The sequence below is a fragment of the Rhodococcus sp. SGAir0479 genome (assembly GCF_005484805.1).
Lineage (GTDB): Bacteria > Actinomycetota > Actinomycetes > Mycobacteriales > Mycobacteriaceae > Prescottella.
On record NZ_CP039432.1, the window covers coordinates 3,157,414 to 3,182,915 of the forward strand.

Here is a 25,502-nt window from a genome sequence, read left to right on the forward strand (position 1 = left end):
CAGCGGCGGGTCGGGGTCTTACCTGGCGTGCTCCCGAGCTCTTGTGTCTCGGGCTGGTTACAACCGTAGGAGCGAATCACGGAAAGGTCACGGGTCGATATTTCGAGACGGCCGTACACGAAAATGGCCATGAGCAGGTAAAAGTGCCAGTTCAGCCCGCAGGAATCGGACGCGCGACAGCACGTCGTTGCATAGCTGTTATGTGGTTCGGATCACGCGTGAAGGGTGCGCCGGGTCACGAAATCTCGCTTGTGCAACGGCCGGAAACGGCCGCGTGACGTCAGTGCGACGACGGGTGACCGCCCGCCGCGGGGCCGTCGGAATCGGCGTCGCCGTCGTCGACGAGGTGCTTGAACGGCTGCAGGTTCGCGAGCGACTCGCCGCGTGAGACCCGCCACGCCCACTCCCGCCGGATCGACGACGCGAAGCCGAGTTCGAGCAGCACGTTGAAGTCGCCGTCGGCGGCCTCGAGCACCTGTCCGAGCACGCGGTCGAGTTCCTCACCGGTCACGGCGTGCGAGGAGATCCGTCCGACCAGGTAGATGTCGCCGATCTTGTCGATCGTGTAGTGCACGCCGTACAGCCGACGGTTGCGGCGCAGCAGGTACTTGTAGACGCCCTCGAAGTTCTCGTCGGGCTTGCGGCACACGAACGCCTCGACGCGCACCCCGTGGTTCCCGATGGTGAGCAGTGTCGTGGTCTTGAGCTTGTGCTCGCCGGGCAGTTCGACGACGAACTGGTTCTCCCGCGGCCGGGTGTACTCGAGTTCGCGTTCCTTCAGTGCCGCATCGATGACGTCGGCGATCCGTTCACTCATGCCCTCACCCCACTCGTCCTACGGAGCTTCCACAGCCCTCGCGACCTGCGCGGCGCGAATTCGCCGCCTTCACCCGTCACCCGCTGGTACTTCACCGTGGCCGCCCGATAGCTCGCGAGCAGTCCATCCGCGGTGTGTTCCCACGAGAAGTTCTCGGCGTGCCGCGGCGCCCGTGCGGCCAGTTCGTCCAACCGGTCCGGCGCCGACACGAGCGAGTGCAGCGCGGCCGCCCAGTCGTCGATGCGGTGTCCCTGGACCAGCAGACCGGTCCGCCCGTCCTGCACCGCGACGCCGAGACCGCCGACGTCGGCGGCGATGACCGGTGTCCCGCACGCCTGCGCCTCGATCGCCACCAACCCGAACGATTCCGAATAACTCGGCACCGCAACGAGATCGGATGCCCGGTAGACGTCGGCGAGCCGGTCGGGCGGTTGCGGCGGCAGGAACGTCACCCGCGCGTCGATTCCCAGCGTGCCCGCGAGTTCGATGAGCGAATCGGGGCGTTCGAGGCCGGTGCCGGAGGGACCGCCGACCACCAGGACCCGCAGCGGCAGCCCGGGTTCGCGGGCGATCACCTCGGCCGCCGCCCGGAGCAGGACGTCGGGGGCCTTGAGCGGCTGGATCCGCCCGACGAACGTCACGACGGTCTCGCCGGGGTCGAGCCCCAGCGTCCGGCGCGCCGCGTGCCGGTCCCCCGGCCGGTAGCGGGAGAGATCGGCACCCGGAGCGACCACGTCCACCTTGTCCGGCGACGCCCCGTAGATCGACGTCAACTGCGCGGCCTCGTCGGCGGTGTTCGCAGTGAGCCGGTCGGCCTCCGCGACCACCTGCTGCTCCCCGATCTGGCGGGCCGCCGGCTCCGGGGTGTCCCCGTCCGCGAGCGAGGCGTTCTTCACGGCGGCGAGGGTGTGCGCGGTGTGCACCAGCGGCACCCCCCACCGGTCGCGGGCCAGCCAACCGACCTGCCCGGAGAGCCAGTAGTGCGAGTGCACGAGGTCGTAGTAACCGGCCTCGTGCCGGACCTCCTCGCGCAGGACGCCGGCGGCGAAGGCACACAGCTGCGTCGGCAACTCGTGCTTGTCCAGGCCCTCGTAGGGGCCGGCCGCGACGTTGCGGACCCGCACACCCGGCGCGGCCTCCTGCACCACCGGGTCCGCCGACGACGTCGCGCGGGTGAAGATGTCGACCTCGACGCCGCGGCGCGCGAGCTGGATCGCGGTCTGGAGCACGTACACGTTCATGCCGCCCGCGTCGCCGGTACCCGGCTGGGCCAGCGGCGACGTGTGTACGGAGAGAACGGCGACCCGTCCGGGCGTCGTGTGCTTGGGCGTCACGCGTCCATACTGCCCTGTCGTCATGTCAGCGGGTAATTGCGGCCGCGGAGTCGTCGGCGAGCGGGACACCCCCGCCGGGGTCGGCCGCGAAGGCGCGGACCTCGGCGACGAACCGCGCCGGATCCTCCACGAACGGGCCGTGCCCGCACCCTTCCCAGTACGACGCGGTGGACCTCGGGACCAGCGCGGCCGCGTGCTCCCCGGCCGAGACGTCGACGACGGCGTCCGCGGTGCCGTGGATCACGCACACCGGAACGTCGAGTGCGCGCAGCAGGTCGTCGTGACCGGCCGTCCGGGCGAACAGGCCCGCTCGCACGTGCGGCGGGGTCGAGAGACCGGCCCCGAGCAGCGCCTGCGACCGGGTGCCGGCGCCGGCCGTGCCGTCGAGCGGTCCGGTGAGCGCGGATCCGAAGGACGCCAGGGCCGCGAGGGCGGTGGCGGGATCGTCGGCCATCGCGGCCGGGATCGCCGCCTTCATCGCCGCGCCGACCCGGCCGCCGGCCTGGCCGCGGCCGATGCTCGTGATCGCGCCGACGAGGACCACCCCGTCGATCGCGGACGTGCCGTGCGCCGCGAGGTAGTCGCAGATCACCAGGCCGCCGTAGGACCAGCCCAGCAGCACCGCGCCGGCGGTCACCGCCTCGGCCGTGAGCACCGCGTGCACGTCGGCCGCCCAGTTCGCCGGATCGTCGTACCCGGCGGCCGGCACGTCCGAGTAGCCGTGACCGCGCAGGTCCACGGCGATGACGCGGTGGTCTTCGGCCAGCGCGGCGAGCACGTCGTCGCCCCAGCACCGCGACGACTGCGCCCACCCGTGGATCAGTACGAGCGGCCGCGCCTGCTCGGCACCGAACGTTCGGTAGACGAGGCGGGTGCCGTCGGCGCTGACGGTTTCTCGAATGGCCATGGGGTCACCCTAGGGGGCGCGGTGGACCGCTGCCGCGCAGCCGGTGCGCGGCGTACGCGCCACCGGCGACGACGAGCGCCAGCACGCCCGCGGTCACCGCCACCGCGAACCCCGCGCGGGTGCCGAACTCGTCGATCATCCGTCCCGCGAGCGCCGACCCGACGGCCACGCCGACTCCCAGGCCGGTCACCGTCCACGTGATGCCCTCGGTCAGCTTCTCGTGCGGGACCACCGACTCCACGAGCGTCGTCGCGACGATCAGCGTGGGCGCCACCGAGATTCCCGCGACCGCGAGCGCCGCCGTGAGGACCGGGATCGATCCCACCAGCAGCAGCGGCCACACCAGCACCGCGACCGCCGCGGTGGCCAGCACGAGCTGGCGACGCAGCGCCGCGGCCGGGCGCAGCGCACCGAACACCGCACCGGCGATCGCGGACGCCCCCGCGAACAGCGCAAGACCGATCGTCGCGGCGGCCGGCACGCCCCGCTCGGTGGCGAAGGCGATGCTCGTGACGTCGATCGTGCCGAAGATGGTGCCCATCGCCAGCATCACCGCCACCAGCACCCACACCGCCGGGTTGCGGACCACCGCGCCGCCGCCGTGCGTGCCGCGCTCGCGTACCGCCGGCTCGGTGCCGCGCTGCGCGACCAACGCGAACGTGCCCACGACCAGCAGGATCAATGCCAGCAGCGGTCCGGCCTCGGGGAAGACCGACACCGACAGACCCACCGAGATCACCGGTCCGGCGACGAAGCAGACCTCGTCGAGGACCGACTCGAACGCGAACGCGGTCCGCAGCTGCGGCTGCCCGCGGTACACCTCGGTCCAGCGGGCACGCACCATCGCACCGATCGTGGGCATGCACCCGGCCGGCACCGCCAGCAGGAACAGCACGACGTCGGGCACCTCGAGCCGGACGCACAGCAGCATCGCGGCGAGCGCGCACGCACTGACCACCGACGCGGCCGGCAGCACCGTCCGCTGCCCGAAGCGGTCGACGGCCCGCGAGACCAGTGGCGTGATCGCGGCGTAGGCGAGCGCGAACACCGCCGACAGCGCACCCGCCACACCGTAGTCACCGCGCAGCTGCGACAGCATCGTCACGATCCCGATGCCGACCATCGCGATCGGCAGCCGGGCCACGAAGCCGGCCGCGGAGAACGCCGCAGCGCCCGGAGCGGAGAAGATCTCCCGGTAGGTGCCGATCATCGCCGGTGTGTCTCTCCTGCCGCATCGTCGACGAGCCGCCGATGCCGCCGTCCGTGACCTGTTGTCGATACAAGTTTCGCACCCGCGCCCCGACCCGCCCGCGGCCGTGCGAGCATTCACCGCATGAGCGTTCTGGTCTGCTTCCACGCCCACCCCGACGACGAGGTGTTCGTGACCGGCGGGGTGATGCGGCAGGCGGCCGACGCCGGGCACCGGGTGGTCGTGGTCACCGCCACCGACGGGGCGCTGGGCGAGGTCCCGGACGGACTGCTCGACGACGGGGAGACGCTGGCGCAGCGGCGGCGCCGTGAACTCGAGGCGTCGACGAGTGCGCTCGGTGCGCACCGCGTGGTGATGCTGCACTACGCCGACTCCGGCATGGCGGGCACGGCGGCCAACGCGAACCCCGCCGCGTTCTGCAACGTGGACGTCGATGCCGCGGCCGCCCGCCTCGCCGAGATCCTCGCCGAGGAGTCCGCGGACGTGCTGACGATCTACGACCCCAACGGCGGCTACGGTCACCCCGACCACGTGCAGGTCCACCACGTCGGTGTCCGTGCGGCCGAGCTCGCGAACGTGCCGCACGTGTACGAGGCCGCAGTCAGCCGCGATCACATCCGGCGACTGATGCAGGCCGACCCCGACTGGACCGCGGATGCCCAGCCGCCCGACCTCGAGACCTTCGGGCTGCCGGAGTCCGAGATCACCACGGTCGTCGACGTCACGGCCGCCCTCGGCGCCAAACGCGCCGCGATGCTCGCGCACGAGACGCAGATCGGCGACTTCGGCCCGTTCCTGCAGATGCCCGACGAGCAGTTGCGGGCCGCGTTCGGCCAGGAGTGGTTCCGCCGCCGCGGCGCCCCGGCCGGATTCGCGGAGACCGCACTCCCGCTGTAACGGAAACCGTCAACTGCCTGCGGATTCCCCGTCCGGGTGCCTAGCATCGGCGCATGGCCGGGCTTCTCGCGCGTTACCGCCGGATGGGCGCCGACGTCCCGTACGGCAACCTGCTCGCGGCGCACGACGTCGCGATGGAGGGTTACTTCTGGCGGTTCACCCGGCGCGACACCGGCCGGGTGCTGATCGCGCTCGCCGGGATCAACCGCGCCGCGGACGGCACCTGGGCCACGCTCGGTCTCGGTGCCCATCCCGGCGGATCCCTGCGCACCGCAGCGTATCCGGTGGCACGCGCCGACCCAGTGCGTCTGGGTGCGTTCGCGGGCGACGCCTTCCGGGGCACCGCGGATCGTCTGCAGGTCGACCTGGGACCGGACGCGCGGCTGGACGTGCGCATCGTCGACCCGGTGCCGTGGCCGCGGCGACGGCTGGGCGGATCGAGCATCTTCCATACCGTGCCCGCGCTCAACCAGTACTGGCACCCGTGGCTCCTCGGCGGGCGCGCGGTCGGCTGGGCCGAGGTGGACGGCGAACGATGGGACCTCGACGGCGCGCAGGTGTACGGCGAGAAGAACTGGGGCCGAGGCGGATTCCCCGACGCGTGGTGGTGGGGTCAGGCGCAGGGGTTCGACGACCCCCGGGTGTGCGTCGCGTTCGCCGGCGGGGTGGTGACGGCCGGCCCGCTGCGGACCGAGGTGACCGCGGTGGTCGTGGCGCTGCCGGACGGCACCGTCATCCGGGTGGGGAACCCGGTGGTGTCCCCGGTGCGGGCCCGGGTGACCGACCGGTCCTGGCGGCTGACCGGTGGCAGTCGGCGCTGGACGGTGGAACTGGAGGGGGCGGCCGAACCCGGCGACGCGCACGTCCTGCCGGTGCCGCTGCCCGCCGAGCGGCGCAACGTTCCCGGCGCGTTGGAACACCTCGGTGGCCGGTTGTCTGTGACGGTGCGTCACAATGGCCGGTGTGTGCTGTCGGGTGAATCCCATCTGGCGGGGCTCGAGTGGGGTGGGATCTCTCGGGCGCACACCGAACTCCGGCGGCGCGCAACGCTCCTCGGAGACGATCAGAACTGAACATTCGAGGGGGGATCCTTGCATAGGCTTCGATCGACATTTGCGGTCGCCGCGGCGGCCGCGGCGGTGCTGCTGGTCGGTACAGCGACCGCGGCGGCGGCACCGGCCACCGTCGACATCAACGACGTGTTCGGACCGTTCGTGCTCAGCACGTTCCGGGACGGCCGAATCGCGCCGCCCGAGCAGTGGGCGCCCCGGCACCCCGCTGCCGACCCGTGGTTCCAGGCGCCCCCGGTCGCCGACCTCGCTCCGGGCACGCTGCTGAAGGCACGACCGGTGACCATCCAGGTGTACGGCGTCCAGCCGGCACACGTGCGCGCGCACCAACTGATGTACGTCACAACGGACTTCGACGGTTCCCGGGTGGTGAGCACGGGCATCCTGATGATCCCCGAGGACGGCACCGCGCCCGGAGACCGCAAGCTGATCGGCTACTCCGAGGCCAACGACAGTCTCGGTCCCGGCTGTATGCCGAGCGCCCAATGGACCGGCACCGACCAGGACGACCCGTCGCTGTTCTCCGCGCTGGGGCCGGTGGCACAGATGTTCGGCAACGGCTGGGCGGTGATGATGAGCGACACCGCGAACGACGGGGATTCGGCCCCGAACGGCTTCTCGATCGGCCAGTTCTCCGGTGCCGCAACGCTGGACGGTCTGCGCGCCGCGCTCGCGCTGCCCGACGGCGGTTTCGCCCCCGACACCCCGATCGGCATCTACGGCATCGCCGGTGGCGGTGTGGCCGCCGGATTCGCCGCCGAGAAGCAGGCCACGTATGCGCCGGACCTCAACGTGGTCGGTACCGTGCTGCAGGCGATGGTGGTCGACAGCGCCACCTTCGAACGCAAGGCCGACGGCGGGATCGGTGCGGGTTTCGTGTTCGCGAACTCGCTCGGATACGCCGCGCGGTACCCCGAGATCGATCTGGACGCGGAACTGACGCCGCTCGGCAAGCAGATCGCGGACGTCTTCAACCGCACGTGCCAGCAGACCTACCTGTACATGCCGTTCGTGCCGCTGTCGGCGCTGTACGTGAACGGCCGTCCCGCGGACAATCCCGCCTTCGCGCGGGCGTACGCCGAGAACCGGATGGGCCGGCAGGCCCCGCAGGCCCCGGTGTTGATCACCTCCTGCCGCGACGACTTCCTGGTGCCCTACACCGACGTCGAGACCCTGATCGCGGCGTACCGCGCGGGCGGCACCGACGTCACCGTCGAGCCGAGCCACTGCGGCGTGAGCGACGTCCTGACCGACCCGTACCGGGTGGGCACGGAGTTGCTCGGCATGCAGAACGTCGACTGGTTCGTCGGCAAGTTCGAGGAGAGCGCGCGATGAGAAGACTGCTCACCGGCGCACTCGCCGCCGCACTCCTACTGGTGCCCACCACGATCGCCGCCGCGGACCCCGCGCTGGACGCGACGCTCGACCGCTACCTCGACGCGCCGCTGGTGAACGAGAACGGCGAGGCGAACGGCGGCGTCGAGCCGTCGTTGTCGACGAACCCGGACGAACTGCGTGATCTGCTCGATCGGGCGCGCTCGCGAGGCGTCGAACCGACGCGGTACCGGGCTCTGCTGCAACAGTTCTGGCTCACCACGGCCACCCGCAAGGCGGGACTGGACCTGAACGCGTGGGACCCGAATCTGGGCCTGGCGGCCAACCAGCACAACTTGGCGAACACGTTCGCCTACTACGAGCGTCTGCAGCTCGAGAACCCGAACTTCCTGTGGACCGGGCAGGGCGGAATGGCGGGCCCGTCGTTCGCGGCCGGGATCATGGACGTCGATCTGGGGCGGGTGGTGCTCGACGTGCGCGCGGCCCGGGACGCGATCGCCGCGATCGTCGGCACGCTGGACGCGGCGGCCGCTCCGGCGACCTCCCACCTGCCCGACGACCTGCGAGCGGTGCTCGCGGTCGGCGCGGTCATCACCGCCGAGGACGTCGCGCACTTCCAGACGCAGGTGATCGCGATGAGCAAGCACATCTTCATGGACCTGATCCCGCAGCACGAGGCGTTCCTGGCGGGCGGGATGACCGCGATCGACGAATACCGCGACGCGGGACTCGTCGACGAGGCCGCGTACCGAGCGTGGCAGAACCTCGCGACCGGCGAGCGCGACAAGGTGGTCGCCGGCAACCTGGATCTGCTCCACCGCGAGCAGTACCGGTCCATCGGCGACCAGTGGGACTCCGCGCGGAACTACCGCGGGGCGGTGGGCCGCGCACTCACGTATCTGAGCACGGTGGCCGCCGATCCGGCGATCCCCGGCGTCGTCCCACCGCGCGAGGCGAATCCGCTGGTGCTCACCGCCGGGCATCTCACCGGCACGGACGCCGCCGGCCCGCAGTGGCGGCTGCAGACCCCGCTGCCCGCGTTCAACTGGTCCGATCGCGACGCCCGCTGGCAGTACATCACCGAACAGATGGTGCCGAAGTACCTGGCGCTGAAGGAGACCCGACCGGAATTGTGGCGGGCCACGTTGTCGAAACCGATGCCGCAGCAGATCGACGACCAGCGGGCGTTGTCCCGGCTGCCGCAGATGCTCACGTCGATGGCCCGCACCCTGCAGCCCCGATACGCCTGAACGGGACCGAACCCCGGGGCGACCGTGCGGGCTCACACCCGCACGGTCGCCTTTCGCATGGCCGCCAGCGGATTCGCGTACAGCGAGCTGAGCGAGACCACCGCGCCCGCGTGCTCCTGGACGCGTCCGCCGAATCCCGTGATGCGCACGTCGGCGCTGCCGACCCGGGACGCCCGGGACAGGGCCTGCGACACCTGCGGAACGGCCTCGGGATAGTCGGTGAACGCCTGCCCGCCGAGCGTCACCCGGTCCGGGTTGAACAGGTCGCGCAGCATCGCGACGGCGCGGCCCAGACGCTGCGCACGGTCGGCGAGGATCTGCTGCGCCGCACTCGATCCCGCGCGCGCCTCCCGGTACAGCGCGGCGATCGGAGGGACGGCGCCGTCGGCCGGCAGCACCCCGACCCGCTGCGCCTCCAGCAGTACGCCCCGATCGCTCACCGCGGTCTCGAGGCAGCCGACCGCACCGCAGTCGCACCGCACCCCGGAGTCGGTGGGCAGATGCGCGACGGAACCGGGCCCGGCCGTGGGAGTGTGCACCTTGCCGTCCAGAGAGACTGCCAGACCGACGGTTTCACGCGCGTAGAAGTACAGGCCGCTCCCCCGGGCCTCGGCATTGTCCGCGCGCTGCGGGGTGAGCAGCAACTCCGACGCGGCCATCGCCTCGACGTGCGCGGCCACCGAAACCGGCAGACCGAAGCCGGCACCGACGACCTCACCGACCCGGGCCTCCGTCCACCCCAGCCGGGCGTGATCGACCACACCCGTCTCAGGATCGACACGGCCGCCCAGTGCGACACCCACCCACAGCGGCCGCCGCCGGTGCCACCGCGCCACGAAGCTGCGGGCACTGGCCGCGATCGTCGCCAGCGCGGCGTCGGAAGCGCCCTGCGGCGTGGAGATCTCCGCCGCCCCGAGGATCCGTCCGCGCAGGTCGGACGCGACCACGCTGGTGACGACGGCACCGATGTGGATACCGATGGTCAGGTACGGCTCATGGTTCACCTCGAACGGGATGCGAGGACGCCCGATCGCGCCGGACGCCGCCAGATCGGGGCGCTCACGCAGCAGACCCGCCGACAGCATCGCGGTCACGTGCCGGTTGACGGTGGCGACACTGGCACCCGACGCGCGGGTCGCGTCGTCGCGGTAGATCGGGCCGCCGGCGGCCGCGGCGCGGAACACCGCGGCCGCCGGGCTGTCGGAGATCGCGAGAACGGGAGGAACGATCCGGGGGCGGGACGCGGACCGCGCCGGTCGGGCAGTGGCGGGGCGGGCGGTCCCGGGTCTGGTGCGGGCGGCGTGCGGGAGGGTCGTGAGCATGGCGGTGTCCTTGCCTCGTCCCGGCTGGGACGGCTGTCGACGCGGTCGGGGGACGCGCTGCCGACGGGCGATCACTACCGACCGGAACCGACGGGACGTCGGACGATCAGCGTGACGGAGAGTGCGTGCAGCGCTGGATCAGCGGCGAGAGATACGGCAGGGACAACAGAGTTCCCGCGGGTGCGGCAGCCGTGAGCCCAGCGCGGCGGTCACGTAGGTGACCCGCGGGGCGGAGGTGGCGCCGGACGACATGCCGATCAAGGTAGCATCCGCCGGCCCGGTCGTCCCACCCGTTCCCCCGGACGCGGCCGGGCGGGTACCGGTGACGTCCGGACGGCGGCACTACGATCGGGGCATGAGCCTGTCACCGGACACCCGCGTCGCCGTCGTCACCGGAGCCAGCTCCGGCATCGGCGAGGCCACCGCCCGCACCCTGGCCCAGCAGGGTTTCCACGTCGTCCTCGGCGCCCGGCGCGTCGACCGTCTCGAGGCCATCGCCGCCGAGATCGGCGGGACCGCCCTGGAACTGGACGTGACCGACGAGGACTCGGTGGACGCGTTCTGCGCCGTCCTGCCCCGCGTCGACGTGCTCGTCAACAACGCCGGCGGCGCCAAGGGTCTCGCACCGGTGGCCGAGGCCGACCTCGACGACTGGCGCTGGATGTGGGAGACCAACGTCCTGGGCACGCTGCGCATGACGAAGGCGTTGCTGCCCAAGCTCATCGCCTCCGGTGACGGCCTGATCGTGACCGTCACGTCGGTGGCCGCGTTCACCGCGTACGACAACGGGGCCGGCTACACGTCGGCCAAGCACGCGCAGGCCGTGCTGCACCGCACGCTGCGCGGAGAGCTGCTGGGTCAACCCGTGCGGCTCACCGAGATCGCACCCGGAGCGGTGGAGACCGAGTTCTCGCTCGTACGTTTCGAGGGCGACGAGGAGCGGGCCGCGAAGGTGTACGAGGGCATCACCCCGCTCGTGGCGCAGGACATCGCCGAGATCGTCGGATTCGTCGCATCGCGCCCGCCGCACGTCAATCTGGACCAGATCATCGTCAAGCCCCGCGACCAGGCCGATACCGGACGTTTCCACCGGACCACCGGTTAACCTCGCGTCATGCAGCACCGCTTGCAACCGGGAGAACTGCTCGACGCCCACGGCCGCCTCGCCGAGGCCGGATGGTCCGACGCGGAGGTCCGCCGCTACGACCGTGCGGCCGTCGCGGCCCCGTCGTGGCGGATCAAGGAGTGGGACTACTACTGCGTCCTCACCCCCGACCACGGGCTCGCGCTGACGGTCGCCGACAACGGCTACATGGGCCTGCTCGGCGTCTCGTGGCTCGATCTCGGCGCCCGCCGGGAATGCACCGAGAACGTGATGCTGCCCTTCCCGATGGGGCGCATGGCGCTGCCGCCCAGCGCCGACACCGGCGACGTCGTCGTCGAGCACCGGAAGATGCGGATCGCATTCCGGCATCGCGGCGGCGAACGCCTGCTGTCGATCGACCACCCGGGCTTCGACGGCGGCCGCGGCCTGCGCGGCGACCTGCGACTCACCCAGCCCGCCACCTCGGGTCACTCCGCAGGCTCCGCTCCCGCCCGCATGGTGATCGCCACCCCCTTTCCCGACGCGCCCATAGCCTTCTACTACAACCAGAAGATCAACTGTCTGGCCGCGGCCGGCGAGATCACCGTCGGTACAGAGACTTTCGAGTTCTCACCGGACAGCGCCTTCGGAGTGTTCGACTGGGGCCGGGGCGTGTGGACCTACGACAACCTCTGGTACTGGGGGTCTGCGTCGGGCGTCGTCGGCGGCCGCCCCTTCGGCTTCAACATCGGCTACGGATTCGGGGACACGTCCGCGGCGAGCGAGAACATGGTGTTCGTCGACGGCATCGCGCACAAGCTCGACCGCGTGACGTTCCACCTCCCCGAGGGCACCTACGACGGCGCCCCGTGGAAATTCACCAGCAACGACGGCCGATTCGAGATGACGTTCGAGCCGATCCTCGACCGGGCGGCCGCGGTGGATCTGAAGGTTCTGCGATCGATCCAGCACCAGGTGTTCGGGCGGTTCACCGGGCACGTGGTCCTCGACGACGGTCGCCGGCTGGAGGTCGTCGACCTTCTCGGGTTCGCCGAGGAGGTCCGCAACCGCTGGTGAGGGCGGCGCTCTCCCGCTCGGTCAGTTCATGTTCAGTGAGCTCGTTCCGTCGGGCTTCCGGTCGCCGGCCGGTGCCGGCGAGAGCGCACCCTTGGCGTCCTCGCCCAGCCGTCCGCCGACCGCCCCGGTCACCAGGCCGACCGCCTCGTCTCCGAACTCCTGGCCCACCGCGGCGCCGAGATCTCCCGCCACGGCCCGGGCCACCGGCAGTGTCGAGAGCCCGAACGACGTGGACGACGCCACCGCGGACCCGTACACGTCCTTTCCCAGTGTGGCCCAGTCGAATCCGGCCCGGTTACCCTCGGCCATCTGGAAGACCTGCAGAGCGCTCGAGATCGCGCCGTCCTCGAGGACACTCCGCCCGACGTTCGCTCCGAGCTTCAGGACCAGGTCACGCAGGATGATCCGGACCGCGACCTGCGTCGCCGCCTCCGCGGCGGGGATACCCGCTCCCGCGACGCCTCCGGTGGCCACGGCAGCCGCCATCAGGGTCGCGATCTCGCCGGCGAGCAGCGCCAGGGCCGTGATGATGGACAGCTTCGCGTGCTCGACATCTGTTGCCGCCGTGTCGCACTCGTCGGCAAGTCCACGGCAGACGGCAACTAGTTCATCGGTGGACGCCGAGACGTTCTCCCACCGGCCGGCGATGGCCTCGTTCACGACACCGGCGATCGCGTCGAGCGCGGGAGCGATCGCCCGCTCGGCATCGGCGCCGGCGCGGTCGACCTGGACGGCGGCCAGTTCCCACGCGTCGGCGACGCGCCGCAGGGACGTCTCGTCACACTCCGGCCAGTCCTGCCCGAGGGCGACCGACGACACCGAGCGCAGCCACCCCGGCAACTGGATCCCCATCAGCTGCCTCCCCCGAGCGTTCCGGCGAACCCGGTGTCGGCACGTTCGAACGCGGCCGCGGTGTCACGGAGCCCGGCGGCGATGGCCGCGAGCGTGTCGGCGAGCCCACGGACCGCGGGAGTGGCGGCGTCCCGTCCGGGCACGTACTGCGCGGCGAATGCCGTTCCGGGAGAGTCACTTCCCCAGCAGTCCCCCTCCGCGGCCAGGGCGCCCTCGAGGGCCGACAGCGCGGCGGCGACCCGGCCGGACAGTTCGTCGAACGCCGGCGCCGCGCCCGCCACCCGATCCGGGTCGATCCGCATCTCGTCACCCACGGTGCGCCTCCCGCAGAATCGGGGCGCGCCAGTCGTGCAGGTCGTCGGTGTCCGGATCCTGGCGGTCCGGCGGCGTGAACTCGGTCGCCTCCGTCGGGACCAGGTTCCGCAGCGACGGTGCGCCGGGGACGAAGTCGGGAAGGTCCGGCAGGTCGGCGGACAGTGCGGTGACCGGTGCCAGGATCTCCGCGACCCGGGCCCGGACCTCCGCCGTGGCGGTCCGCGCGGCCGCGGTGAACGCCTCCGCCAGCCGTGCCGGCGTGGTCCGCCCGAATGCGGACGCGTCCACCTCGACCGACGTCACCGCCCCCGCGGCATCGACGGTGACCCGGACCAGACCGTCCGCGGATTCGGCCTGCGCCGTGGTACCGGCGACGGCCCCCTGCGCCGCCGCGAGTGCCTCGGTCTGGGTCCGCAGCCCGTCGAGCAGTGTGTCCACCTGCGCCTGCAGCGTGGCGTTGCCGCGCCGCAGTTGCCGACGCGCGTCCTCTCGAGTCCCGGTGTCGGTCATCGCTCCCCTCCCGTGTTTCCCCTTCACCGGAGTAGACGCCGGTGGGCCCGGTTCGGTTCCGTTCGATCCGGAGCGGGTCCGGTCCCGGACCGGTCGGGCCGCGGTCAGCGTGCCGGGTCCCGGGCCGCGACGAGCGCCACCAGCTGCCGGATGTCCGCTGCCAACTGCGTCTCCGAGGCCGGTGTCACGGCGATGTCGGTGGCCTCGCGGAAGGTGTAGCGGCCGTCGTCGGCGTAGTCCATCCAGTGCAGCGCGACCCCGTCGTCCGTCGGCCGGCTGTCGTACGCGGCGCCCGCGAACGCGGTGATCTCCCCCAGCCCGGTCCGCGGCCGTTTCAGCAGCGCGAGCGCATCGTGCCGGATTCCGGTCGCCCCGGCGGGCGCCAGCACGGTGCCCCGCCCGGCCTGGAGATCGGACCGGCGAAAGCGCAGCGGCGCCATCGCTCCCGGCGGCACGGCGGGCAGGGCCGCCGCGATCGCGTCCGGGATCCGGGACGCGCCGGCAGCGTGCAGCACGACGTCGCCGCCGGTGTCGGTGTCCGGGCCCGGGACCTGCACGGCGAGCACCCCGCGGCCGCCGCCGATCCCGGCGTGCATGCGGACCGGCGTGCGCTGTGCTCCCGTGAAACCGAAGACCTCGACACGTACCGTCGGTTCGGCGAGTACCGCGAGCTGCAGGTACAGCGTGTCGGTGACGCGTGCGAGCGCCGACGTCGCGGCCTCACGCCGGCGACGGTCCAGTTCGTCCTGCGTCTCGGCGGCCGGCCGGTAGCGCAGCGGGTAGGGCAGACGATCGAGCCCGAGGTGCCGCCACAGGACCTGGAACTCGAGGCCGGTGAACCGCCATCGATCCCCGGCTACCGAACCACGCGTCGAATACTCAGCCACGCAGGGATAGACGCAGCCGGGCCGCGTTCGGTTCCGTCGACCGGCAATCGTGCCGGCGTCCGTCGCGAAGGCTCGACTGCTCAGACCTGCGTGGCCGCGGCGGTGATGGCGTCCGCCACCCGCCCCGGTTGCGACACCAGCACTGCGTGCGAGGCCCCCGGGATCTCGGTGATCTGTGCGCCTGCCCGTTCCGCCATGAAACGTTCGGACGCGGGCGGGATGACACGGTCCTGGTCGGGGATGACGGCCCAGGTCGGCAGGTTTCGCCAGGACGGGTCCTGTGTCGGTTCGAGGTTCGCTGCCAACGCTATGGACCGCTGATGGGCGAGCATGTCGGCGGCCGTGACGTCGGAGACGTCCTGACAGAACGCCTCGTGGAAGCTGTCCGCGGCGATGTAGCCGTCGAGGTTCTTACCGATCGGGGTGGTCGGGTCGTCGACCACCCCTACTTGCAGCACCGGCGGCAGCAGCTGGCTGCCGGGGAACGTGATCGGGTTGAGCGCCGCCTGCGCGGGCTCGCCCTGATCGGGGACGAAGGCGGCGACGTACACCATGCCGACCACATTGGGGGCATGGGTGTTCGTGATGACGACACCGCCGTACGAGTGCCCGACCAGCAGCACCGGCCCCGGGATGTCGGCGAGCGCCTTCTCGATCGCAGCCGAGTCGTAGCCGGGTCCGCGCACCGGGTTCGACGGCACGACCACGTCGTGACCGCGGCCGCGAAGTTCGGCGGCGACAGAGTCCCAGCTGGTGGTGTCGGCGAACGCGCCGTGCACGAGCACGATCGTGGGCACCGGGTTTGCGGCGGCCGGGGACACGGACACCCCCACCGTCAGCACCGCGCGAGGGCCAGTACGCACATCGCCGTCAAGGTCCGAATCCTGCGCATTTTCATGGCGGATCTCCTCGTGTGGGAAGTACCCGGATATTCCCACGCAGGTCGCACCCGTCAGTTCCGTTCGGGGCGGCCGAGACTCAGCTGTGCCTCAGTCGAGACTCACACCAGCGCCGACATCGACGTCCACGAGGGCCAGTCGACGGCCCAGTCGTAGAGGTCGCCGTCCGCCGCCGACAGATCGATCCGAGTGCCGGTGACCTCCACCGGGTCTCCGTACATCGCGATGCCGAAGTACTCTTCGGCATCCGACAGCGACAGGTTGATGCAGCCGTTCGTCACGTTCGACGCGCCCTGCACGCCCACGGTCGCGGGGTTCGCGTGGATGAACTCGCCGTTGTTGGAGATGCGGACGGCCCACCGTTCGCGCACGTTCTCGTAGTACGGCGGATTCGACATCAGGAAGTCCTCGTGCTTTTCGGACACGACGTGGATGCCGCTGCGGGTGACGTTGCGGTTCTCGTTGCCTTCGCCGTAGCTGACCGGGATGTCCATGACCGTGACGCCGTCGCGCACCACCTGCATCCGGTGACTCGGGGCATCGGCCTTGACGATCTGGCTCCGCCCGATCGTGAAGTTCAGCGAAACGTCGCCGGCGCCGTACGCACCGTCACCGAAGTCGACGCCGTACAGGTCGGCGTTCACGTGGACGGCGGTGCCGGGCACCCAGTAGTTCTGCGGCCGCCAGTGCACGCGGGCGCCGTTGTCGTCGGGGAGCCACGCCCACGAGCCGACCGTCGGCGGATCGGTGGTGATGTGCAGGGCCTTCTCGACGGCCGCCTTGTCGGCGACCGGACCGTCGAACTGCAGGATGATCGGTGCGGCGACGCCCACCACCTGGCCGTCACCGACGTTGGTGCGGACCGATGTCTGCGTGTCGGGGTCGAGCGTGGTGAAACTGCCGGCCACCGGAACGGTCTTGCCGTCGGTGCCGAGCGCGCTGCCCGCCCACGTGTACTTCGCGTCGTAGCCCAGCGGTTCGGTGACCGTGAAGGCGGTCCGGTCCGGCGTGAGGGCACCCTGGACCGCCCGGCCCGCGGCATTGGTGAGGGTGACGTTCTCGAGGGTGCCCTGGGTCACCCGTACCGACACCGGTTCGACGGGGTTGACGTCGCGGGCTTCCGGCGCGGGGCTCTGAACCACCTGGGCGACGGGCCCGGCGGCCGCCGGATCCTCGTTCTCCGCTCCCCCGGTCGGGATGGTGCACCCCGCCAGCAGGGCCGTTCCCAACAACGCGGCCACCACCATCAGTAGCCGCGTCCGATTCACCCGAATCCCCAGTTCACGCACGAAAACCACGGTACTCGCAGTGCGGCAGTGGCTTTCGTCACACAGAGACGATAGGGGCACGATCGGGGAACGATCTCGGGCCGCTCAGATCGTGCAACCCACCGTCACCGGCTCCGGCACGAGCCGCACCCCGAAGGCGTGCTCGACGCCGTCACGCACCGTGCGCGCGAGTTCCACCAGGTCGCTCGTCCGCGCCTCGCCCCGATTCGTCAGCGCCAGGGTGTGCTTGGTGGACAGGCGAACCCGGGACTCGGCACCCGGGAAGCCCTTGCCGAATCCGGCGCGTTCGATGAGCCATCCCGCCGACAGCTTGGTCCCGGTGTCGCCGGGGAACTGCGGGATCCGCACGTCCGCACCGACCTTCGCCCGAATCGCGTCGAGCACGGTGGGCAGGCTCACGTCGGGAATCACCGGATTGGTGAAGAACGAGCCGGCGCTCCACGTGTCGTGGTCGCCCGTGTCGAGCACCATGCCCTTGCCGCGACGCAACCGCAGGACGGTGTCGCGGACCTCGCCGGTGGGGCGGCGCTCACCTTCCTGCGCTCCGAGCGCGGACGCGAGCTCGCGGTATCCGAGCGGCGCGCTCGTACCGTCGGGCCGCACCTCCATCTCCACCGCGAGGACCAGCGCGTCGTCGCGGTGCTTGAGGACACTGGTCCGGTAGCCGAGCCCGAGCGCGGACGGCTCCACCCAGCACACCTCGCCGCTGGTGCGGTCGAGCAGTTGCACCCGGCGCAGCAGCGATCCCACCTCGACGCCGTACGCGCCGACGTTCTGCACGGGCGTCGCGCCCGTCGAACCGGGGATCCCGGACAGGCACTCGAGGCCGCCCAGGCCGGCGGCGACCGTCTCGGCGACGACGTCGTCCCACACCGCACCGGCCTGGGCCAGCACCGTGTCGGCACCGAGTTCGACCGCGGCATCGGCAACCCGGACGACCACGCCGTCGAAGCCGTCGTCGGAGATCACCAGGTTGGAACCGCCGCCGAGGATCAGCGTCGGGACGCGGGCGTCGTCGAGCGCCCGGACCACGTCGACGAGGGTGGAGGTGGACGGGCACTCGGCCAGCACGGCCGCGGGCCCCCCGAGCCGCAACGTGGTCAGGCTCGCGAGCCGCACACGCTCGGACAACTGCGCGCCGGCTTGTTCGAGGCGGCCCCGGATGAGTGGATCCAACACGGGGAAACGGTAGCGTGCCGTCCATGGCCCGACACATCGAGCATTCCGCGCATTACCCGCACTCGGTCGCGACTCTGCACGCCGCACTCACCGACGAGCACTACTGGCAGAGCCGGCTCCAGCAGGTCGGCGGCCCCGGCGCGAAGCTCGACAGCGTGCAGGTGGGCGACGGCACGATCGACGTCGTGATGACGCAGGCGGTGCCCGCCGAGCACCTGCCGTCTGTGGTCACCAAGATCCGTCCGGGTGACCTGATCATCAAGCGGACCGAATCGTGGGGTCCGCTACAGGGTGACCGGGCCGAGGGCACCTTCTCCGCCGAGGTCGAGGGCGCGCCCGGACAACTGCGCGGCACCATGGTCCTCACCGCCGACAGCGGAGGATCGCTGCTGGTCATGGATGGTGATGTGGAGGTCAAGCTGCCGATCTTCGGCAGCAAGGTCGAGTCCGTGATCGCGGGCCAGGTCCTGGAACTGCTCGACGCCGAGGAGGACTTCACCGGGCAGTGGACGGCGCAGGCCCGGTGACCTCTTTCACCGACGCGACGGGCGCGGGCCGGTAACCTGCCGGTCATGGCCCGTCGCATCGACTACTCCGCCAGGTTCGACCATCCCGCCGAGAAGGTGTACGCCGCGCTGAGCGACCCGGACCACTGGGAGGCGCGGATGGAGGAGATGCGCAAGTACAGCGAGAACCACCTCGAGAGCCTGAAGGTGACCGACGACGGGATCGATCTGGTGCTCCACCACGTGCTGCCCCGCCGGGACCTGCCGGACATCGCGCAGGCCGTGCTGAAAAAGGACCTGGTCATCACCCGCAAGGAGCGGTACACGCCGTTCGGGGAGCCGGTCACCGGCACCTACGAGGCGTCCATTCCGGCCGGTCCGGGCAGCCTGACCGGCACCATGGAACTGTTCAGCACCGATACCGGCTGCACGCTGCGCACGACGTCCGAGGCGAAGGTGTTCCTGCCGTTCGTCGGCGGCAAGCTCGAGCAGTTGATGCTGGCGAATCTGGTCGACCTGTTCCGGAACGAGGCCGCGATCACCGCCGCCTGGCTCGCCCAGCAGTAACCGGAGTGCGTGAGAACAAACCCGTCGGCGTCATCACCCGCGGAACCACCGGCATCAACCGGCTGCGCCGCAGCGACCGCTGGCTGGTGCACAGCCCGGACGTCCGCCGCACCCTCCGGGACGCGCCCGACCCGCTGATCGTCGACCTGGGCTACGGCGCGATGCCGGTCACGACGTACGAGCTGGCGGCCCGGATGCGCACCGTGCGGCCCGACATCCGGGTGGTGGGACTCGAGATCGATCCCGACCGCGTGGTCGAGGGCCGCGACGGCGTCCGCTTCGCGCGTGGCGGGTTCGAGCTGGCCGGCCTGCGGCCGACCCTCATCCGCGCGTTCAACGTGCTGCGGCAGTACCCCGAGGACGCCGTCGACCAGGCGTGGGGGCGGCTGCGCAGCGGGTTGGCGCCCGGCGGCCTGATCGTGGACGGCACGTGTGACGAGTTGGGCCGGCGCTGCGCGTGGGTGCTGCTCGACAGCGACGGCCCGCGCTCGCTCACACTGGCGTGGGACCCCTTCGCCACGGATCGGCCGAGCGACATCGCCGAGCGGCTGCCCAAGGCGCTCATCCACCGCAATGTCGAGGGCGAGCGGATCCACGAATTGCTGGTGACCGCCGACCGGGCGTGGGCCACCTGCGCGGCTCTGGCCCCGTTCGGTCCCCGCATCCGGTGGCGGGAAACCGTGCGCCAGCTCGCCGCGCAGGGGCTGCCGGTCGCCCCTCAGCGCCGCCGGATCCGCGACTGCGTGCTCACCGTTCCGTGGAGTCACGTCCGTCCGAGTCCCTCGCCGACGTGAGACGCACGTCCGCAGCGGCCCACCGCGTACGCGACTGGGCCGAAAGCGGAATCCCCCTGCTCACCGGGCATTCCGACGGCCCGAGCCTCGTTCCGCCCGGTGCCGCGGCGTCGCTGGCCCGCGCCCACACCGACCGGATCGCGGCCGCCACGGGTGGCCGGGTGCGGCTCGACGGCGCCCGACTGCTGTCCGAGCGTGCCGCGTTCACCGGCTTCCGCCGCGGGGGCCCGACATCGGCCGGCCGGCACGCTCGGCTGCTGCCGACCGCGGACGGGTGGGCCGCGGTCAGCTGCGCCCGCCCCGACGACCCCCCGCTGCTCGGGGCGCTCGTGGGCCGCGACGTGGGCGACGACCCCTGGCCGGCCGTGACCGACTGGGTGCGGACGCACTCCGGCGCCGAGTTGGCCGACCGCGCGGAACTACTGGGCCTGGCGGCGGGCCCGATCGCATCGGTGCCGACCCCGGCGCCGACTCCGCTGCAACCCCGTCCGGTCGAGGGACTGCGCGTGGTCGACTTCAGTGCGCTGTGGGCCGGTCCGCTGTGCGCGCACATCCTGGGGCTGGCCGGCGCCCGGGTGATCAAGGTCGAGACGCCGCATCGCCCGGACGGTGCGCGCCGCGGAAATCCCGACTTCTACCGCCTGTTGCACGGCGGCCACGAATCCGTGGTGCTCGACCCGGACGTGCCGGACCAGCGCCGCGCTCTCGGTGCGCTGGTCGCGTCGGCGGACATCGTCATCGAGGCGTCGCGGCCCCGGGCACTGGCCGCCTTCGGGCTCGACGCGCAGCGGTTCGCCGACACCGGGGGCACGTGGATCTCGATCACAGCGCACGGTCGCGCTTCGAACCGGATCGGATTCGGCGACGACGTCGCGGCCACCGCCGGGCTGGTCGCCCATGACGCGGAGGGCGCGCCGGTGTTCGTGGGTGACGCCATCGCCGATCCGCTCACCGGCGTGACGGCGGCAGCCCTGGCGTTGTCCGCTCCCCCCGACGGCGGCGGACAGCTGTGGGACGTGGCGATGGCGTCGGTGGTGGCCGGCACCCTCGACCCCTACTCCCGCACGACCGTCGCCGACGAGTCGACCGTCGTCCCACCGAGCCGGCGGGACCCGGCCGGCACCGCCCCGGACAGTGGCCGTGACACCGCGGCGGTGCTTGCCGAACTGGGTGTGCGCATCCGATGACCGGCCTGCTCATCCGCGGTGCGGAGGTCGCCGGCCGCCCCGGTGTCGACGTGCTCGTCGAGGGCGAACGGATCGTCGCGGTCGGCGCCGAACTCCCCACGGTCGGCCACACCGTCGTCGACGCGGACGGCGGCGCCCTGCTGCCGGGTCTGCACGACCACCACCTGCATCTGCACGCGCTCGCCGCGGATGCCGACTCGGTGCGGTGCGGTCCCCCGCACGTCCGCGACGGTGCCGCACTCGCGGCGGCGTTGGCCACAGCACCCGGTGACGGGTGGATCCGCGGCGTCGGGTACGTCGAAACCGTTGCCGGGGAACTGGACTCGGCGGGCCTCGACGCGCTGTGCCGGGACCGTCCGGTCCGGGTGCAGCACCGCAGTGGAGCCGTGTGGATCCTCAACTCGGCGGCCGCCGCCCTCGTGGGACTCGACTCGGCCGTGCATCCCGGGGTGGAGCGCGACCATCACGGCCGGGCGACCGGTCGGGTGTGGCGGGCCGATACGTGGCTGCGTTCGCGCCTGCCGGAGACCGGACCGCCGGACCTCACGGCGATCGGCGACGAGCTCGCCCGCTACGGGATCACCGGAATCACCGACGCCACACCGGATCTGAGTGAAACGTCCCTGGCCGCCCTCCTCGCCGCGGCGGCGTCGCGGGCGATCCCGCAGCGTCTCAACCTGCTCGGTGTCGCGCTGGACGCCGCCGTGGAGCCCGTGTCCGGGGTGACGGTCGGCGCCTACAAGATCGTGCTGGCCGATTCGGGGCTGCCCGACATCGACGCCCTGATCGCCACGGTTGCCCGCGCCCACGCGGCCGACCGCCCCGTCGCGGTGCACTGCGTGAGCCGGGAAGCGTTGCTGATCCTGCTGGCCGTGTTCGCCGAGACCGGAAACGTTCCCGGCGACCGCATCGAACACGGCGCCCTCATTCCCGTCGAAACCCTGGGCACTCTCCGCGGTCTCGGTCTCCGGGTGGTGACGCAGCCGGGCTTCGTGGCCCACCGCGGTGACGACTACCTGCAGCGGGTCGACGCCGCCGATCTCGGCGACCTGTACCGCTGCCGGAGTCTGTGCGACGCCGGCATCGGGCTCGCACTCTCCAGCGACGCCCCGTACGGGCCGCTCGATCCCTGGCGGGTGATCGCGGCGGCCGCCGACCGGCGCGCCCCCGACGGTCGCCGCGTCGGCCCGGCCGAACGCATCACCACGCGGGCGGCCCTCGACCTCTACCTCGCCCCGTTGGACGATCCGGGCGCCGCGCCCCGGGTCGTCGGCCGGGGGGCGCGCGCAGATCTGGTCCTGCTGGACCGATCCGTCGCCGACCAGTGCGCCGCGCCGACCGCGGGTGCGGTTCGCGCCACCGTCATCGGTGGACGCGTCGCCTATGCGCGCTGACGTCGCCGCCTCGGTCTACGTCGCCCCGTCCAGCGCGTGCTCGATGCGCTCGGCGACCTGCTGGGGGCGGCCGATGCACTCGGCGCGCAGCTTCTCGCGGTCGATCCGTCCGATCGCGATGCCGTCGCTGACGACCTCGTCGAACAGGTCCTGGGCGATCCCGCCGGACGCGAGGTCGAGCGCGGTGCACAGCGGCGTGGTGACGCCGAAGGTGCCGACCAGTTCGTAGTCCTCGGCACGCAGTTCGCGGCGGTGCAGGGCCAGCCGGCGAGTGGGCGCGGGCGCGGGTGCCTGCGTGGACAGGTGCACGAAACTCGGATGCAGGTGACCCAGACCGTGCAGCTCCGCGGCGCTCTGGTGGGAGACGACGGCCGCCCCCTCGAACCAGGCGCACCACTTGGCGTACTCCTCGAGGTCGCTGCGCGGGAACGCCGCCAGCCGGAACAGATCCCGTTCGATGCGGAGCCAGGCTCCCTCGGACAGGCGACTGCCGATGTCCTCGGCCGTGAGGCCGAGACGCTGCGCCTGCCGGGTCGTGAAATACCCCGCCTGTCGGAGCGCGAGTCGACGCAGATCCGCCCCCGCTTCCGGGGTCGGTTCGCGTCGCGGATCGGTCCAGCCCGCCATGCAGACACCCTACGTCGAGCAGTGGCGCAGGTCACAGTTTTCCGGTCGCGGTGTCCATACCGAGTCCTCATTCACAGAAACCGCTCAGAGTCTTCGGGAAGAATCCCTGCCATGTCGGCACCAGTGAACGCACCCCAGATGCCCGCAGCCCCGAAGCCCAAGCGACGCAAGGCGCTCGTGATCACGCTGGTCGTGGTCGCGGCGCTCGTCGTCGCACTGGTCGGCGGCGAGCTGTTCGTCCGGCAGCGCGCCACCAGCTGCATGGAGTCGCAGTTCCAGAGCCAGCTCGGCACCCCCGTGGATGTCGGGCTCAGCTGGAAGCCGGTGCTGCTGCAGCTGGCCGACAAGAGCATCCCGTACGTGACGATCGACAGCTCCGGCTCCACGTTCGGCCCCGCGCAGGGCATGCAGGTCAACGCCCGCGCCAACGACATCGAGGTGACCGACTCTCCCGACAGCAGCGGCACCATCGGCAGCTCCACCGCCGACGTCACGTGGAAGACCGACGGCATCCTCGCCACCCTGCAGTCGCAGCCGCTCGGCGGCATGGTGAGCGCGGTGACGACGGACCCCGCCGCGGGCACGCTGAAGATCTCGGTCGGCGGCTTCGCGGACCTCACGGTCCGCCCGACGGTGCAGGACGGGCAGGTGAAGGTGGAGACGGTCAGCGCCGAGATCCTCGGGCTGGGTCTGCCCACCGCGCTCGTCGACGGTGTGGTCCAGACCCTGACCGAGGGCCTGCAGCAGTATCCGCTGGACATGGCGCCGACGTCGTTGACGCTCACCGACGACGCGGTGGACGTGCACCTCGAGGGCGGTCAGTACGTGATGCCGCCGCAGGATCCGAACGCGCCGAAGTCCGGCTGCAGCATCCTCTGACGCACCGCAGCCTCAGGACTGGTCCGGGAGCCCGTCCAGGACCTGCCGGGTGCGCGAGAGCCCCAGCCGGGTGGCGCCGGCGTCGATCATCGCCAGCGCGTCGTCCGCGGTGCGGATGCCGCCGCTGGCCTTGACGCCGAGCCGGTCGCCGACCGTCTGCGCCATGAGCCGCACCGCGTGCGGGCTCGCCCCGCCCGCGGGATGGAAGCCGGTGGAGGTCTTCACGAAGTTCGCGCCCGCGCGTTCGGCGGCGCGGCACGCCGCCACGATCGCGTCGTCCGACAGCGCCGCCGACTCGATGATCACCTTGAGGACCGCGTCGGCGCCGATCGCCTCGCGGACCGCGAGGATGTCGGCGTGTACGGCATTGAACTCCCCGGCCACCGCGGCCCCGAGGTCGATCACCATGTCGACCTCGGCGGCGCCCTGGTCGACCGCGAGCCGCGCCTCCGTGGCCTTCACGAGCGAATGGTGCTTGCCCGACGGAAACCCCACGACGGTCGCGACCACCGGCCCCGTCGCAGATTGCGACCGCGGCCGCTGTGCCTCGACGTCAGCGAGCGGCAGCATCGACGGCGAGACACACACCGCGAACGCACCCAACTCCCGGGCGTCGTCCACGAGCGCCCGGACGTCGGCGTCCGACGCGGTCGGATCGAGCAGCGTGTGGTCGACCATGGCGGCGACCCGGGTACGGCACACAGCGTTGTCGGACATGCCCCGAAGCTTGGCACAGCTCGCCGTCGTCGACGCGATCGAGTCGACGACGCTTTCCAGGGCTACCCGTGCACCACGGAACGATCGACCGTCCACGTAGTGTGCGCACCGCAGGAACGCAGTGCCGCAGCGAAACATGGAGAACGAAATGCTCTCGAGCAAGTTGGTCGACCACCTGAAGAGCAGAGGCTGGTGGTTCGACGACGTCACGGAGGATTACCGAAACGCGTTGTCGGATCTCGACGTGGACGAGTCCTCCGATTTTGCGCAGTTCTATCTACACGCCGAGGACGGGCCAACTTTCGTGAGTAGAAACCGGGAGATCTACCAAATCTGCTGGTTCCTGGTGAACAGCAAGGACTACTCGGCGAGCCTGGACAGGACGCACGGTGGGTTGAACCTGCCCGACGAATACATGCCGCTGGACAACTTCCAGGGTGAGTACGGATATTTCTACGACAAGAACAGCGAAGCGGTGTTGCGCCTGGGGCTGGGTACCGAATGGCAAGAATTCCACGAAGGAACGTTGACGCCGCAGTGGCCCGACTTCAACTCTTTCCTCGAATGGTACTTCGAACTCACGGACCATTAGAGGGG

26 protein-coding genes and 1 pseudogene are annotated in these 25,502 nt (G+C 71.4%); 13 read left to right on the plus strand and 14 right to left on the minus strand.

Annotated elements, in window-relative coordinates:
• Positions 1–280: 280 nt before the first annotated feature.
• From E7742_RS14735 to E7742_RS14750, 4 genes are read right to left on the minus strand one after another with little or no spacing between them, the layout of a single operon-like run.
• Positions 281–817 (minus strand): YbjN domain-containing protein, encoded by a 537-nt coding sequence (locus tag E7742_RS14735; RefSeq protein WP_137799610.1) that lies wholly within the window; start codon positions 815–817, stop codon positions 281–283.
• Positions 814–2,175 (minus strand): D-inositol-3-phosphate glycosyltransferase, encoded by a 1,362-nt coding sequence (mshA, locus tag E7742_RS14740; RefSeq protein WP_175420494.1) that lies wholly within the window; start codon positions 2,173–2,175, stop codon positions 814–816. Before mshA ends, E7742_RS14735 begins: the two co-directional genes overlap by 4 nt.
• Before the next feature lies 1 nt (position 2,176).
• Positions 2,177–3,058 (minus strand): alpha/beta fold hydrolase, encoded by an 882-nt coding sequence (locus tag E7742_RS14745; RefSeq protein ID WP_137799612.1) that lies wholly within the window; start codon positions 3,056–3,058, stop codon positions 2,177–2,179.
• A 4-nt stretch (positions 3,059–3,062) separates the two neighbouring features.
• Positions 3,063–4,268, minus strand: a complete 1,206-nt coding sequence (locus E7742_RS14750) for an MFS transporter (protein ID WP_137799613.1) — start codon at positions 4,266–4,268, stop codon at positions 3,063–3,065.
• Between the two features lie 123 nt (positions 4,269–4,391).
• On the opposite strand from E7742_RS14750, the gene E7742_RS14755 reads away from it, so the two are divergent.
• From E7742_RS14755 to E7742_RS14770, 4 genes are read left to right on the plus strand one after another with little or no spacing between them, the layout of a single operon-like run.
• Entirely contained in the window at positions 4,392–5,165 is a 774-nt protein-coding gene (locus E7742_RS14755; RefSeq protein ID WP_137799614.1) for a PIG-L family deacetylase, read from the plus strand.
• Positions 5,166–5,218: 53 nt separating this feature from the next.
• Positions 5,219–6,238 (plus strand): tocopherol cyclase family protein, encoded by a 1,020-nt coding sequence (locus E7742_RS14760; protein ID WP_137799615.1) that lies wholly within the window; start codon positions 5,219–5,221, stop codon positions 6,236–6,238.
• A gap of 18 nt (positions 6,239–6,256) precedes the next feature.
• Positions 6,257–7,570, plus strand: a complete 1,314-nt coding sequence (locus E7742_RS14765; RefSeq protein WP_137799616.1) for a lipase family protein — start codon at positions 6,257–6,259, stop codon at positions 7,568–7,570.
• Positions 7,567–8,820, plus strand: coding sequence for a Tat pathway signal protein (locus E7742_RS14770; RefSeq protein WP_137799617.1), 1,254 nt, complete (start codon positions 7,567–7,569; stop codon positions 8,818–8,820). Before E7742_RS14765 ends, E7742_RS14770 begins: the two co-directional genes overlap by 4 nt.
• A gap of 32 nt (positions 8,821–8,852) precedes the next feature.
• Here E7742_RS14770 and E7742_RS14775 read toward each other — a convergent pair whose 3' ends face one another.
• Complete coding sequence (locus E7742_RS14775; RefSeq protein ID WP_137799618.1) at positions 8,853–10,142, minus strand: ROK family protein; 1,290 nt, start codon at positions 10,140–10,142, stop codon at positions 8,853–8,855.
• 355 nt (positions 10,143–10,497) lie between these two features.
• On the opposite strand from E7742_RS14775, the gene E7742_RS14780 reads away from it, so the two are divergent.
• A complete protein-coding gene (locus tag E7742_RS14780) occupies positions 10,498–11,247 on the plus strand; it encodes an SDR family NAD(P)-dependent oxidoreductase (protein WP_137799619.1) in 750 nt (249 codons plus the stop codon).
• Positions 11,248–11,256: 9 nt separating this feature from the next.
• Positions 11,257–12,303: a DUF2804 domain-containing protein gene (locus E7742_RS14785; RefSeq protein ID WP_137799620.1), complete on the plus strand. Its 1,047-nt coding sequence runs from the start codon at positions 11,257–11,259 to the stop codon at positions 12,301–12,303.
• 21 nt (positions 12,304–12,324) lie between these two features.
• Here E7742_RS14785 and E7742_RS23240 read toward each other — a convergent pair whose 3' ends face one another.
• From E7742_RS23240 to E7742_RS14820, 7 genes and pseudogenes are all read right to left on the minus strand, one after another.
• A complete protein-coding gene (locus E7742_RS23240) occupies positions 12,325–13,155 on the minus strand; it encodes a WXG100-like domain-containing protein (RefSeq protein WP_175420495.1) in 831 nt (276 codons plus the stop codon).
• Positions 13,155–13,469 (minus strand): WXG100 family type VII secretion target, encoded by a 315-nt coding sequence (locus E7742_RS14795; protein WP_254699016.1) that lies wholly within the window; start codon positions 13,467–13,469, stop codon positions 13,155–13,157. The genes E7742_RS23240 and E7742_RS14795 overlap by 1 nt, the downstream gene beginning before the upstream one ends.
• Positions 13,462–13,980 (minus strand): YbaB/EbfC family nucleoid-associated protein, encoded by a 519-nt coding sequence (locus E7742_RS14800; protein WP_137799621.1) that lies wholly within the window; start codon positions 13,978–13,980, stop codon positions 13,462–13,464. Before E7742_RS14800 ends, E7742_RS14795 begins: the two co-directional genes overlap by 8 nt.
• Positions 13,981–14,084: 104 nt before the next feature.
• The gene (locus E7742_RS14805) at positions 14,085–14,867 is read right to left on the minus strand and encodes an ESX secretion-associated protein EspG (protein ID WP_137799622.1); all 783 of its coding nucleotides are present in this window, start codon (positions 14,865–14,867) and stop codon (positions 14,085–14,087) included.
• A gap of 80 nt (positions 14,868–14,947) precedes the next feature.
• Positions 14,948–15,765: pseudogene (locus E7742_RS14810) on the minus strand (alpha/beta fold hydrolase).
• Positions 15,766–15,867: 102 nt separating this feature from the next.
• Complete coding sequence (locus E7742_RS14815; protein ID WP_175420626.1) at positions 15,868–17,013, minus strand: L,D-transpeptidase; 1,146 nt, start codon at positions 17,011–17,013, stop codon at positions 15,868–15,870.
• Between the two features lie 126 nt (positions 17,014–17,139).
• A complete protein-coding gene (locus E7742_RS14820; protein WP_137799624.1) occupies positions 17,140–18,234 on the minus strand; it encodes a UDP-N-acetylmuramate dehydrogenase in 1,095 nt (364 codons plus the stop codon).
• Positions 18,235–18,257: 23 nt separating this feature from the next.
• On the opposite strand from E7742_RS14820, the gene E7742_RS14825 reads away from it, so the two are divergent.
• Genes E7742_RS14825 through E7742_RS14845 form a run of 5 tightly spaced genes read left to right on the plus strand, consistent with a single transcriptional unit; the run spans position 18,258 to position 22,682 of the window.
• Complete coding sequence (locus E7742_RS14825) at positions 18,258–18,761, plus strand: DUF2505 domain-containing protein (RefSeq protein WP_137799625.1); 504 nt, start codon at positions 18,258–18,260, stop codon at positions 18,759–18,761.
• Positions 18,762–18,806: 45 nt separating this feature from the next.
• The gene (locus E7742_RS14830; protein ID WP_137799626.1) at positions 18,807–19,307 is read left to right on the plus strand and encodes a DUF2505 domain-containing protein; all 501 of its coding nucleotides are present in this window, start codon (positions 18,807–18,809) and stop codon (positions 19,305–19,307) included.
• Between the two features lie 5 nt (positions 19,308–19,312).
• Entirely contained in the window at positions 19,313–20,101 is a 789-nt protein-coding gene (locus E7742_RS14835; protein WP_137799627.1) for a class I SAM-dependent methyltransferase, read from the plus strand.
• On the plus strand, positions 20,098–21,288 hold the full coding sequence (locus E7742_RS14840) for a CoA transferase (protein ID WP_254699017.1): 1,191 nt from the start codon (positions 20,098–20,100) through the stop codon (positions 21,286–21,288). Before E7742_RS14835 ends, E7742_RS14840 begins: the two co-directional genes overlap by 4 nt.
• Positions 21,285–22,682, plus strand: a complete 1,398-nt coding sequence (locus E7742_RS14845) for an amidohydrolase family protein (RefSeq protein WP_137799628.1) — start codon at positions 21,285–21,287, stop codon at positions 22,680–22,682. The genes E7742_RS14840 and E7742_RS14845 overlap by 4 nt, the downstream gene beginning before the upstream one ends.
• Positions 22,683–22,697: 15 nt before the next feature.
• Here E7742_RS14845 and E7742_RS14850 read toward each other — a convergent pair whose 3' ends face one another.
• The gene (locus E7742_RS14850; RefSeq protein ID WP_137799629.1) at positions 22,698–23,309 is read right to left on the minus strand and encodes a type IV toxin-antitoxin system AbiEi family antitoxin domain-containing protein; all 612 of its coding nucleotides are present in this window, start codon (positions 23,307–23,309) and stop codon (positions 22,698–22,700) included.
• Positions 23,310–23,447: 138 nt separating this feature from the next.
• Here E7742_RS14850 and E7742_RS14855 point away from each other — a divergent pair, with 138 nt between their 5' ends.
• Positions 23,448–24,188: an LmeA family phospholipid-binding protein gene (locus E7742_RS14855; protein WP_137801234.1), complete on the plus strand. Its 741-nt coding sequence runs from the start codon at positions 23,448–23,450 to the stop codon at positions 24,186–24,188.
• 12 nt (positions 24,189–24,200) lie between these two features.
• On the opposite strand, the gene deoC is transcribed toward E7742_RS14855, so the two are convergent.
• On the minus strand, positions 24,201–24,905 hold the full coding sequence (gene deoC, locus E7742_RS14860; protein WP_137799630.1) for a deoxyribose-phosphate aldolase: 705 nt from the start codon (positions 24,903–24,905) through the stop codon (positions 24,201–24,203).
• A gap of 148 nt (positions 24,906–25,053) precedes the next feature.
• Here deoC and E7742_RS14865 point away from each other — a divergent pair, with 148 nt between their 5' ends.
• Positions 25,054–25,497 (plus strand): hypothetical protein, encoded by a 444-nt coding sequence (locus tag E7742_RS14865; protein WP_137799631.1) that lies wholly within the window; start codon positions 25,054–25,056, stop codon positions 25,495–25,497.
• The last annotated feature ends 5 nt before the right edge of the window (positions 25,498–25,502 follow it).